This window comes from Mesorhizobium sp. M4A.F.Ca.ET.020.02.1.1, assembly GCF_004022645.1.
Lineage (GTDB): Bacteria > Pseudomonadota > Alphaproteobacteria > Rhizobiales > Rhizobiaceae > Mesorhizobium.
In genome coordinates this window covers 1-12,172 of the sequence record NZ_RZOI01000102.1, presented here as the reverse complement: position 1 = coordinate 12,172, position 12,172 = coordinate 1, and the positions used below count along the sequence as shown (strand labels likewise).

General features: G+C 62.6%; 5 protein-coding genes and 2 pseudogenes. 1 reads left to right on the top strand and 6 read right to left on the bottom strand.

The window, feature by feature from the left end; all coding sequences use genetic code 11:
* Nucleotides 1-793 (bottom strand): annotated as a pseudogene (locus EN742_RS09755) (HAD-IIB family hydrolase); the annotation flags it as partial.
* A 156-nt stretch (nucleotides 794-949) separates the two neighbouring features.
* Nucleotides 950-2,065, bottom strand: a complete 1,116-nt coding sequence (locus EN742_RS09750; RefSeq protein ID WP_128332732.1) for an NAD(P)/FAD-dependent oxidoreductase — start codon at nucleotides 2,063-2,065, stop codon at nucleotides 950-952.
* A 273-nt stretch (nucleotides 2,066-2,338) separates the two neighbouring features.
* On the opposite strand from EN742_RS09750, the gene EN742_RS09745 reads away from it, so the two are divergent.
* Nucleotides 2,339-3,715, top strand: coding sequence for an aspartate aminotransferase family protein (locus EN742_RS09745; RefSeq protein ID WP_127405638.1), 1,377 nt, complete (start codon nucleotides 2,339-2,341; stop codon nucleotides 3,713-3,715).
* Between the two features lie 782 nt (nucleotides 3,716-4,497).
* Here EN742_RS09745 and EN742_RS09735 read toward each other — a convergent pair.
* From EN742_RS09735 to EN742_RS38030, 4 genes and pseudogenes are all read right to left on the bottom strand, one after another.
* Nucleotides 4,498-6,804 carry an AGE family epimerase/isomerase gene (locus EN742_RS09735; RefSeq protein ID WP_126055890.1) on the bottom strand — a complete coding sequence of 769 codons (2,307 nt, stop codon included), beginning with the start codon at nucleotides 6,802-6,804 and terminating at the stop codon, nucleotides 4,498-4,500.
* Between the two features lie 499 nt (nucleotides 6,805-7,303).
* Complete coding sequence (locus tag EN742_RS09730) at nucleotides 7,304-8,731, bottom strand: HlyD family type I secretion periplasmic adaptor subunit (protein ID WP_126055889.1); 1,428 nt, start codon at nucleotides 8,729-8,731, stop codon at nucleotides 7,304-7,306.
* Complete coding sequence (locus EN742_RS09725; RefSeq protein WP_126055888.1) at nucleotides 8,718-11,369, bottom strand: type I secretion system permease/ATPase; 2,652 nt, start codon at nucleotides 11,367-11,369, stop codon at nucleotides 8,718-8,720. Before EN742_RS09725 ends, EN742_RS09730 begins: the two co-directional genes overlap by 14 nt.
* Before the next feature lie 105 nt (nucleotides 11,370-11,474).
* Nucleotides 11,475-12,172: pseudogene (locus EN742_RS38030) on the bottom strand (hypothetical protein); the annotation flags it as partial.

Below are 12,172 nucleotides of genomic sequence, written 5' to 3'. Positions count from 1 at the left end.
GGCCAGTGTCGATTTGCCGATGCCGGAGCTCCCGGCAATCAACACTGTCTCCACCGGCGAGAGATAGACTTCCTTGCCGTTAGCGCTGCCAAGCAGGACGCCCCTGGCACGTTTGCGCGCAATCAGATGATCGAGCTTGATCATCTTGCCGATCAATTCCTCGACGCCTTTGCCGCGCTCCCCGCGGGTCACCAGATCGGCCGTGTCCTTCACTGCCGGCAAGGCGTTGTCGACGGCGACACTGCAGCCTGAGGCGCGCAGGAAGGCGTGGTCGTTTTCAGCGTCGCCGACGGCGACCACATTGTGCGGTGACAACTTGAGATCTTCGAGCGCGGCTGCAAGGCCGGTCGCCTTGTTGATGCCGCTGGGCAGGATCATCACCGCGCCCTTGTTGAAGATGATCTCCAGCTCCAGCCCTAGCTTCTTGATGACTGTCGAGCACCGTTGCCTGATGCGGCTCCCAGGTGGCGACGATCGAGCGCCCGACCGAGAGCGGCTTGACGCCGCGCTTCTTCAGCCGGGCGACGAGGTCGGGCGAGGGCGCTGGCGAAATCGTGCGCTCTTCCTCGCTTGCCGGCGTGTAGATCAGCGCACCGTTTTCCGCGACGACCTTGTCGAAAATGCCAACCTCCGGAAAGACCTGCTTGAGGTCCGGCAATTCGCGCCCGGTGACCAGGATGAGCTTGCGGCCGGATTTCTTCAGCTTCTCCAGCGCCGCGAACGTGCTTTTCGAGACCAGGCCGTCATGCGCGACCGTGCCATCATAGTCAGTGGCCAATGCCATGAAATACATCGGGTTCGACCTCTCCGCTGGGCGATGTCTGATCTGCCGGAAGAACCGGGCTGGCAAACATCAACGCTTGTCGGCGGAAAAGGTTTAGACCCTCGGTCTGCCTCGCAGCGATCGCGGTCTTTCTCGCGCAGCCTTCGATGACCTTCTCGTGCTCAGCTAGGCGAGCATCAGAATGCGCGCGACATGCGCGGCGATCGCCAGGCTGGACGTCAGCCCGGGGCTTTCGATGCCGAACAGATTGACCACGCCCTCGATGCCGTGGGTTGCCGCATCCTGGATGATGAAGTCGCTGTTGGCCTCGCCGGGTCCGGAAAGCTTTGGGCGGATGCCGCTATAGGCCGGCTGCAGGCTGCCGTCCGCGAGCTCCGGCCAGTATTTGCGGATCGCATCGTAGAAGCGCTCGCCGCGCGTGGGGTCGACGCGGTAGTCCAGCCCGTCCGTCCATTCGACATCCGGCCCGAAGCGCGCCGTGCCGGCGAGGTCGAGCGTCAGGTGAACGCCGAGCCCGCCGGGTTCGGGCACCGGATAGACAAGCCGCGAGAAGGGTACGCGCCCGGCCACCGAAAAATAACTGCCCTTGGCGTAGCGAAGCGTCGGCAGGAACTGCCGATCGAATCCTTCGAGCGAAGCGGCAAGCGCCACTGCGCCGAGACCTGCCGCGTTGACGAGGTGTGAGGTGGCGATCTCGAAACGCTCGCCGCTTGCGGTGTCCATCGTCTCGAGGACGATGCCGCCGGTTCCGATACGACCGGAAACCACACGCGTGTTGAGCGACAGCATGGCGCCGTCCGCTTCGGCCTCGCCGAGCAAGGTGAGCATCAGCGCGTGGCTGTCGACGATGCCGGTGGAGGGCGACAGCAATGCCTTGGTGCAGTGCAGCGCCGGCTCCAGCGCCTGCGCCTCGGCTGCGGACAGAAAACGCAGGTCGTCAACTCCGCAAGCGGCGGCATTGCCGCGAATGGAGGAAAGCACCGGTTCCTGCGCCCCGTCTGTTGCGACGATGAGCTTGCCACAACGCCGGTGCGGGATCGACCGCTCGGCGCAGTAGCGGTACAGAAGCTCGCGCCCATCAACGCAGTACCGCGCCTTCAGCGACCCCTTTTGGTAATAGATGCCGGCGTGGACGACCTCCGAATTTCGTGAACTCGTCTCGGTGCCGATGGCGTCGGCGGCTTCGAGTATCAGCGTGTCCAGGCCTTGTGCGGCCATGGCGCGCGCAGCCGCCAGACCGATGACGCCGGCGCCGGCGACGATGCAATCGACCTGTTCCATGCCCCCGTCCATCTGGTTGCGCAAGCGGCGCGTCGCAGCCTTCAAGGATCATAGCCTTGTTGTCCAGTGCCGGCGATCAGGTGCGTGGCCGCGGCATCGGGATCATTTGGAACTGAGTTGGGGAACCACATGGCGCTATCGATCATGACACAGCGGCTCTTGCGGCCACCTGCCGCCATGATGCATCAAGCATCCCAAACGCGAGTAATCCCTGGACCGCTCATCAGACGAGACGGTTCTGTTTCGGCTGCACGCCTGCAGACAGGAGCCATCATGGACGCCCGACCCAATTCCCCTGAAGCCCGCGATATCCGCTTCCACCTGCATGCCTACACCAATGCCCGCAAGCATCAGGAAACGGGCCCGCTCGTCATCGAAAAGGGCGACGGCATCTATGTCGAGGACATTGCCGGCAACCGCTATATCGAGGCGATGGCAGGGCTGTGGAGCGTCGCCGTCGGCTTCTCGGAAAAGCGCCTGGTCGAGGCGGCCACGCGGCAGATGTCGAAGCTGCCCTATTATCACGACTTCGGATCGAAGGCGCATTCGCCGCTGATCGACCTGGCCGAGAAACTGGTGCAGATGGCGCCAGTGCCCATGAGCAAGGCCTACTTCACCAATTCCGGCTCCGAGGCCAACGATACGGCCATCAAGATGATCTGGTACCGGTCAAACGCGCTCGGCCAGCCGGCGCGCAAGAAGATCATCAGCCGCAAGCGCGGCTACCACGGCGTGACCGTTGCCGCGGCAAGCCTGACCGGGCTGCCGAACAACCATCTCTCTTTCGACCTGCCGATCGCCAATGTGCTGCACACGTCGACGCCGCACCATTGGCGCGATGCCAGGCCGGGCGAGAGCGAAGAGCAGTTCTCCAGCCGTCTCGCCGACGAGTTGGAGACGCTGATCCTTGCCGAGGGACCGGAGACCATCGCCGCCTTCTTCGGCGAGCCGATCATGGGCGCCGGCGGCGTCGTCGTTCCGCCCGCCGGCTATTGGGAGAAGATCCAGTCCGTGCTGTCGAGATACGACATCCTGCTCGTTGCCGACGAGGTCATCTGCGGCTTTGGCCGGACCGGCGAGATGTTCGGCTCGCAGACCTTCGGCATCAAGCCTGACATCATGGTTCTGTCGAAGCAGATTTCTTCCTCCTATCTGCCGATCTCGGCATTGCTCATCAACGACAAGGTGTTCGAGCCGATCGCCGATGAAAGCGATCGCATCGGCACCTTCGGCCACGGCTTCACCGGCGGCGGCCATCCCGTCGCCGCGGCCGTCGCGCTGGAGAATATCAAGCTGATCGAGGAACGCGACCTCGTCGGCAACGCGCGCACCATCGGCGCGCATCTGCAGGCAAGGCTGCGCAGGCTGGCCTCGCATCCGCTGGTCGGCGAGGTGCGCGGCGTTGGCCTGATCGCCGCCGTCGAGCTGGTCACCGACAAGGCGAGCAAGGCGCCATGGGGCAAGCCTGCCGCCCTCGGTGCGCTGGTCAACGGGTTCCTGCAGCAGAATGGCGTCATTTCGCGCAACATGGGCGACGCCATCGCCTTCTGCCCGCCCCTGATCATCACCGAGCCCCAGGTGGATACGCTGGTCGATGCGTTCGAGCGGTCGCTCGACGCCGCCCTGCCGCAGGTTCGGCCGCAGGGCTGAAAAACCGGTCAGCTTACCCGTCATAAGCGAGCGCTCATTCTCAGCGCCCGTTCAATGGCCAGTGACGATGCACCCTGGGCTTTAGTCAGGCGTTGGCGAGTCAAATTGGTGCCGCCGTCCGGGACTTCTGACACAGTGGAAGGTGGCCGGCGCCACATTGGGCGTGTTTGGGTGGGGTATATGGCGCCGGCCAGGCGAACAAAAAATCCACCGCCCTAACAAGCTACCAGCCAATCCGTCGGTGCCTGTGGCGTGATCGCGGACGTTTTGCGGCCCGGCGCGCTCTTGTCGTTCACATGACAGAGAGCCGAGCCTTACCGGCGTTGCCTGAGGAAACGGCAACCGGCTGGCAAAGAAATATAAACTTCGGCTGAAACAGGCGAAACACATCCATATGGACGAAGCAGGGGTAGCAACCGGATCATCCCTGATGTGGGCCTCGGCCTTGACCCGCTTGAAAGCGAAGTCCGGATCGTAGCGATGGGTGGGATTGCATACCGCGCATTTGACCTCTGCCTCGCCATTCGGCGCCGGCATCTCTTGGCTGCCGCGCTTCCAGGCTCCTTGGAAGACTTTGGTTTCAGCTGGCTGCCATTTCGACAATCGGCGACTCGCCCCGCATCGCCGGCCCTGCAGGTGTTCAACGCCGCGCCGTGCGACGGACCCGCCATTCCATCGGCAGCGCGTTGCACGCGTGTCATCGTCTCACCCTTGCGCGCGAGTAGGGAAAGTTCGTCGGATTTGGACGTCTCCTCCGCATCCGACGAACGGCCGATCCTTGATCAACCGTAGACCTGCGTCCGAGTGGGGCCGCCGGCATCGGACCCCGGGAGCGGGAAGGGCTCTACCTGCCCTTCGGTCTTGTCCAGGTACTGCATCAACGCCGTTACCAGATGGTAGAAGATGCTCGCGGGGACCTCCGTCGCCACTGACCTTCCGCGCTCGTCAATCCTGTCAACCCACAAGCCAAGCGGTGCTGGATCGATATGCCATCGGAAGAGGCGGGCGACACGAGCTTCGATCTCGGGTTTCAGATCAGGCCCGCCAATGCCGTCCAGGGCGATGGCCGCCTTGACGGCCTCGCATTGCGGCCAACTGCGAGAGAGCCGGTCGAAGGGCATTCCCTGCCGCGACACGGCCGCATAAGCCAGACCGGTGGCCCGGTTCAATCCGCTGGCGATCGCCGACGAATAGAGCTTCCTTGCGTAGACTGCCAAGTCTTTCTGCCCACTTGCCCGCGTGAAATCGACAAGGAGCGAGGCCCATTCGAAATGGTGCCCCGGTTCGGTCCACTGACCGTCGTCTCCAGGCAGCGGCAGCCAGTCGACATCGAAGCGTTCGCCAAGCGTCCAGCTCTCCTGGTCGAAGAAGTGACTCCGGAAAAGATCGATGATGCGTGCCGCCCGACGCAGGTAGCTGCGGTCGCCGGTGACGCCATACCAGGCAAGGAAGGATTCCAGCATGTGCATATGCGGGTTCGAGAACCGCACCCCACTCCAGCCAGGGCTCTCCAGGAAGCCGTTCAAGCAGCCGTCCTCGAGATGGGTGTCGATGAAATGAAATGTCTCTTGAGCAAGCCGCAAGGCATCCCGATCGCCGCATCGATGAGCATGGGCAAGCGCCAGGAGCACACAGGAATGGTCGTAGGCGTCCTCCACCGGGTCGACCACGCTGCCGTTGGAATTGAGGCTGCGAACCCAGCCGCCGCGGTCGGTGCGACCGTATTTCGCGATGAAGTCGATGCCGTGGCTGATGAGCCTGTCGGCCGGTCCGGCCCAGCCGCGTTCCTTGGCGACCGCGAAAGCGTAGATCTGGCGAGCCATCGTCCGCATGCGCTTGGGCTTGCCTAACGGCCTTGCATCGAAACCGAGAGCCTCGTGGAAGCCGCCATGCACATCGTCGACACCTGCAGTGGACCACAGCGGCAGCGTCTCGTTGAAGAGCCAGTGCTCGACGCGCTTTCGCCATGATCCGCTGATTATGACGCGGTCTTCCGACGCCGTGAACTTCGTCTCGAGGCGTCCGCTCTTCTCTAACTGTTCGACAACCTTCTTCACGTTCTGGCTGTGGGTGACCGGAGCGACGAACACTGCGTCCGGGGTCGCCACCACCGCCACATCCTTCATTCCGATGACGGTCAGCAGCCTGCCCTGGCTTCTGAGGTAGGAGCTGCCGCAATCCATGGCGACGACGTCGCCCGCTACGACATTTCCGTCGCGGTCCGTCGGGCTGGCTTCGAGCAGCGATTGCCACGAACCAAGGTCGTTCCAGCGGAAGGAAGCCGTAACCATCGCGATACCGCGTGCATGCTCCATGACCGCGTAGTCGATCGATGTCGACGGGACGGTCGAGTAGAAGCCCTGAGGCAAATAAATGCCTGAGAGGTCGGCCCGTGCGGTCTTATGGGCCCGTTCCGCAGTGTCCCAGATGTCCGGCCGGAGGTCGAGAAATGCCTTCCGCATCGTGTCGGCACGAAACAGAAAGATGCCGGCGTTCCAGTAGAACCTTCCCGAAGACACATATTTGCGGGCCGTCTCGATATTGGGCTTTTCGACAAAGTGCGAAACGGCGGCCACTCCGTCACCATTTGCCGCAACCTTAACCTTTATGTAGCCGTACCCTGTTTCGGGATGCGTCGGTTTGATGCCGAATACCACAATGCTTCCTGAATCCGCGGCAGGCATGCCCGCTTCGACGGTTTCCCAGAATTGCTTTTCGGTCGATATCTCGTGGTCGGAGGGCACCACCAGTACAAGCGCGTCGACGCCATGTTCGGAGATTGTCTGCAGGGTGGCTATTGCGACCGCCGCGGCCGTATTGCGTCCGATGGGCTCGAAAATCGGTCTGCCGCCGTTCAGGCCGAGCGCACCGATATCCGAAATGACGCGGTCGGCATGCCGTTCCGAAGCTATCAGGTAGATCGGCGCCTCACCGTCCGGCCGCATCTTGAGGCGTCGAACAGTTTTTGCAAGCATCGAGCCGTCGCCCGAAAAGTCATGGAATTGCTTGGGATTGTCTTCGCGCGAGAGCGGCCACAGCCGTGATCCGACGCCCCCGCTCATGACAAAACTTACGATCCGGTCCGGCATGCTCCAGTTCCTCTCAGAAAGTCTGGTTGTAGGCTCCGACTTCTGGATTGCGGCGCAGCACGGGATCGAGAGCCTCGAACATCTCGCGACGTCGCTCCGGCGACAGCACTGGTCTCGAAGGCGAATGTGTTCGGTCTGGCTTGGCCGACTACGTTCAGGGCCACGGTTTCCCCTCCGCACATGCGGGGGCTGATCCTAGCACGCAGCCGTGCCCAAGAGCCCTTGATGAATTGGGGGTAGCCCTAAAGCCCTGATTTCTCACCCACCTATCCAACAGGAGCATGTCCGCCGCCAGCGCAGAGGGGTGTCTCGTGCGTTCCTGCCGGACGAAGGGCGTTTCGGGCGCCTGGCTAGCTCCGGCAAACAAGCGTCAATTCCGGCTCGGATCGCCTTGGCGCGCTCTTCCTGGCGACTGCTGTTTCTTCATTGTTACCCGACGCCACGTGGCTCGAGTTGACAATGGCAGGGACAAAGGTTCGTCGGCTGGAAGCCTGCCCTTTTACCGCTCGTGCAATGATTCCTGCTTGGTTTTCGCCAGCGGCGAGAGGAAATAGCCAATGATACTGCGCGTGCCAGTCTTGATCTCGACCGTCACCGCCATACCCGGACCGAGCTTGACGAGCTTGTCATCCACCTGCATGTCCGTACGGTCAAGTGAAACGCGCGTGGCATACTGCAGTTCCTGATCTCTCGGCTCACTGTCGCTCTGCGCTGCGCCCAACGCGCGGTCGTTCGACGCGCTCTGCTGCCTGTCGCGAACTATGGCGTCGGATGACACGCTGAGCACTTCACCATGAAGAAGCCCGTAGCGGGTGAAGTTGAATGTGTCGACTTTGATTTCCGCCTTCTGTCCCGGATGGACGAAACCGATGTCTCGGTTGGAGAGCATGGCCTCGATCTCGAGATGGCTCTCACTCGGAACCACCACGGCGAGTGGCTGAGCAGGCGTCACCACACCTCCCACCGTATGAACGGCGAGTTGCTGCACAACGCCATCGACCGGCGCGGTCAATTGTTGGAGCTTCGTGCGCCGCTCTGCCTTGATCACTTCCTGCCCGGTGCTCGCAGCTCTCTGCTCGGCTTTTGCGAGTGCCTCATAGGTCGCGCGCCGGTACTCCGCGGCGGTCTTTTCCCTCGTTTCCTTCAGCAACGCGATGGCTGCGTCGGCTTCGCGCAGCCGGCTCTGCTGCAGGTTGAGATCCTGCTGAAGGCCTACCAGTTCCTGATACTCGGAGAGATAGACGACCTTCGAAGCAAGTGCCTTGTCGACGAGGTTCTTTTGAATGTCGACCCGCTCCTGCAGCAGCGGTATCGTCGCCTCGAGCTTCGCGCCGCTCGCCAAAGTGGTCGATCGTTCCGCCTCTTTCTGGGTTTGCTCGCGATCGATCTCGGCGAGCTTGGTGTTCTGTTCGGCGAGCTGACTGACAAGAAACTGACGGTGCATCTCGATCTCCGCCGCGCTTGCCCCCTGCGGCGGTCGGAAGGCCGCAAGCGGATCCTCCGCGAGCGCCGCGCGCAGCCGTGCGACGTCGAGTTCGGCCGAAAGGAGATCGCTTTTCTGGCGCTCCTGGTCGGCGTCCGTCATGGTCGGGTCGAGCTCGATCAGGACGTCGCCAGCCTTCACGCTCTGACCATCGCGCACGTTGATGGCGCGCACGACGCCGGTGTCGAATGGCTGGATCAGCTTGGTGCGCCCGTCTGGCACGATCTTGCCCGTCGCCGTTGCGACGATATCGACGCTGCCCAGCGACGCCCACACCAGCGCGAAGCAGAAGACCGCGATGATACTCGCCCCGATTGCGCGCCCGATCGGCGACGGCGGCGATTCGGTGATTTCGAGCGCCGCCGGCAGGAACGCAACTTCGTGCTCGTGGCGACGAGGATTGACTCTCGGAAACTCGACGATGTTTTGGCTAGCGGACTTCATGAATGCCGGCCTGCAGATAGTGGAGGTTAGCGTAACGCCCGTTCGAGCGGATCAGGTCATCATGGGTACCGTCCTCGACGATGCGGCCATGCTCGATCGTGATGATCCGGTTCGCGTGACGCACAGTCGAGAGCCGATGCGCGATGACGAAGACGGTCCGGCCGGCAGAGATTCGTGTCATGTTCTGCTGAATGGCGCGTTCGCTTTCGTAGTCCAGCGCGCTGGTCGCCTCGTCGAGGATGAGGATGCGCGGATCGGTGATGAGTGCCCGCGCGATTGCGACGCGCTGGCGCTGTCCGCCAGAAAGACTGCTGCCGCGTTCGCCCACGATAGTGTCATAGCCCTCGGGCAGTTCCAGGATGAAATCGTGAGCGCCAGCGAGCGACGCCGCTGCAACGACGCGCTCCATAGGCATAGCCGGATCGGCGAGCGCGATGTTTTCGCGAATGGATCGGTTGAAGAGTACGTTCTCTTGCAGGACGACTCCGATCTGGCGGCGAAGCCAGGTCAGGTCGACCATCGCCAGATCGACGCCATCGACCAGCACGCGTCCGCTCTCCGGCACATAGAGCCGCTGTATCAGCTTGGCGATGGTGCTCTTGCCGGAGCCCGAGGAGCCCACGATGCCGATGACCTGACCGGGCTCGACGCTGAACGACACGTCGTGCAGCACCTCGGGGCCGTCGACTCGGTAGCGGAAAGTCGCATGCTCGAATGTCACCTGTCCGCGGATCGCCGGCAGTGTGGCGCGGCCAGGATTGAGGCTTGGCTCGGGAATGGTGTTGAGGATATCGCCGAGACGATCGATCGACAGGCGGGCCTGATGGAAATCCTGCCAAATCTGCGCGAGCCGCAGCACCGGCATGCTTACGCGGGATGCCAGCATATTGAATGCGACGAGTTCGCCGACGGTCAGGTCGCCACCGATCACGAGCTTGGCACCGAAGTACAGGGTTGCGGCGACGACCAGCTTGTTTATCAGCTGCACCGCCTGGCTCGCCGTATTGTTCAGGCTGAGCACGCGGAAGCTTGCGGTCACATAGGCGGCGAGCTGCTCCTCCCAACGTCGCTGCATCTGCGGCTCGACCGCCATGGCCTTCAGCGTTTCGACGCCCGTGACGGTCTCGACCAGGAAAGCTTGATTCTCCGAGCCGCGATCGAACTTCTCATCAAGGCGCCGGCGAAACAGCGGCGCAGCTCCCGCAGAAATACCGATGTAGAATGGGAACGACGCCAGAACGATCAGCGTCAACGAAGTCGTGTAGTAGAACATCACCGCGAGGAAAACGACGGTGAAGACGAGATCGATGACAAGCGTGAGCGCCGAGCTCGTCAGGAACTGGCGGATATTCTCGAGCTCGCGGACGCGTGCGACCGAATCCCCGACGCGGCGCGTCTGGAAATATGCGATTGGCAACGCCAGCAGGTGACGAAACAGCCGGGCGCCGAGCTCGACGTCGATGCGGTTCGTCGTATGCGCGAACAGATAGACGCGCAGCGTGCCAAGGACGGTTTCGAAAACCGTCAGCGCGACGAGACCGGTGACCAGAACATCAAGCGTGCTCATGCTTCGATGCACGAGCACCTTGTCGATGATCACCTGGAAGAATAGCGGTGAGAGAAGGGCAAAAACCTGAAGGAAGAATGACGCGACCAGCACTTCGCTGAGAAGATGGCGATACTTGTGGACCGCGCCGAGAAACCAGCTGATATCGAACCGTCGAGAGAGATCCGTCAGGGGCGCGCGCCGGGTCATCAGGATGATGTCGCCGTCCCAGATGGCCTCAAGGTCGGCCTGGGTCATTGTAATGGGTTGCGGCGACGACGGGCGCTGAACGAGGAGCTTGTCGTCGACGACTTTGCCGAGGATCAGGAATCCACCGTCCCGAAGCACGGCGATTCCCGGCAACGGAGTAACCGCAAGCCGATTCCACTTCGTCCTCTGTGCCTGGGCTTTGAGTCCGAAATCCTTTGCACAGCGCAGGACTTCGGTAACACCCACGCGCGCCGCGCCCATCCGATGCCGGATCTGGTCCGGGTCGGCCGCGATGCCATGGCAACGCAGCAATATCGCCAAGGCAATGAGCCCTGAGTCATCGTCGCTCTCAGATGCGGTGCTCGTCGCCTCGGCGGCCGTATCGCGTCGATCGGCGAAACGCGGGCGCATCACGGTATCGCGGGCGCGCCGCAGCAGATCACGACCGCGCATACCCATGCCAGCAAGGGTATGAAGCGCCCGCTGCGCGACGTTCTGTGATCCGGCCAGGATCAAACGGCCATCCCAGATTGCTTCCAATTCCGCGCGCGTAATCCGCTTCGGCCCCGACGAGTGTGGATGCAGCACAACCGCGCCGTTGTCGTCGGCCTTTGCGAGAAGCAGAAATCCGCCATCGTGCAACGAAGCGATGCCGGGCAGCCGAACGCTCGAAAGACGGTTCCAATGTGCCTTGCGCGCGCCGACCTTAAGCCCGAGCTCGCGGGCGCAGCGAAGCATCGCGCGGATGCCGATTGCACCGCCGTCGCCATAGCGATCGCGGATCTGGTCGGGCTTGGCGTCCACGCCATGAAAGCGCAGGAACAGGGCCAGGGCTCGAAGTCCATGGTCTGCTGCGTAGGCATTCTCGTTTTGTATCGCCATTTTGGCTAACCCTTGCGGAAATACGTCCGCGTTCGATCTCCCCCTGGCATTCACAACCTTGACGGTGCTGCACCCAGGGGCGGAAGCCCCTGGGTGCGGAGGCGATCAATGGTGCGGTCTGGTCATGTACGTGTCGTGATCCCAGCTGGCTCCATTCGACAAGACAGCCACGATCTGACCGGAATCGACCCGGCCGGATTTGCCGGCCAGATACTGGTTCAGCAGCGCAAAACTCTGGCTTGCCAGGGACGCCCTGGCCGTGCCGGTCGCAGTCGGATGATCCGCCGCGGCAAGGCTATGCGGCGCCCAGGTCCTAGCGCCGCCGGCGACCAGGTCCCTTTGCTCGTGCAGCAGCGCAGGGCCCCGGGTTGCCAAGGACTCTAGCGACGTTGTGGCGGTCGCGGGCCGAGGATCCACTACGGTGATGCTCTGCGGCGAGGCTGTCGTGACGGCGCCGGTGACCGGGTCCTTGGCCGTTGCCGTCAGCGTGAGCGTCGCCACCGGATGAGCCGCGCCCTTGTAGTTCGATTGCAGCGTCAATCCGCTGTCGACCTGCGCCGCCGTCAAGGTGATGTTCTTGCCACTAAACGTCTTACCATCGAGCTTGTCGGTGATCGTCTCGTATCTCGGCAAGCCCGTCACATTCACGGTCACGACATCGTTGGGGTCGGTCGTTGTCACCTTGACTCCGAGGTCAACCGTACCACCCAGCCCGTTCACCTTGAGTGTCGGATCCGCGATGGTGAGGACCGGCGCGATCGATGACGGGGTGGTGGTGGTCGTTGGGGTGGTTGGGGCAGTGG

Bases quoted from the DNA above. Each gene is read 5' to 3' on its own strand.
- EN742_RS09745 (WP_127405638.1), top strand. From the start codon at position 2,339: ATGGACGCCCGACCCAATTCCCCTGAAGCCCGCGATATCCGCTTCCAC.
- EN742_RS09725 (WP_126055888.1), bottom strand. From the start codon at position 11,369: ATGGCGATACAAAACGAGAATGCCTACGCAGCAGACCATGGACTTCGA.
- EN742_RS09750 (WP_128332732.1), bottom strand. From the start codon at position 2,065: ATGGAACAGGTCGATTGCATCGTCGCCGGCGCCGGCGTCATCGGTCTG.
- EN742_RS09735 (WP_126055890.1), bottom strand. From the start codon at position 6,804: ATGCCGGACCGGATCGTAAGTTTTGTCATGAGCGGGGGCGTCGGATCA.
- EN742_RS09730 (WP_126055889.1), bottom strand. From the start codon at position 8,731: ATGAAGTCCGCTAGCCAAAACATCGTCGAGTTTCCGAGAGTCAATCCT.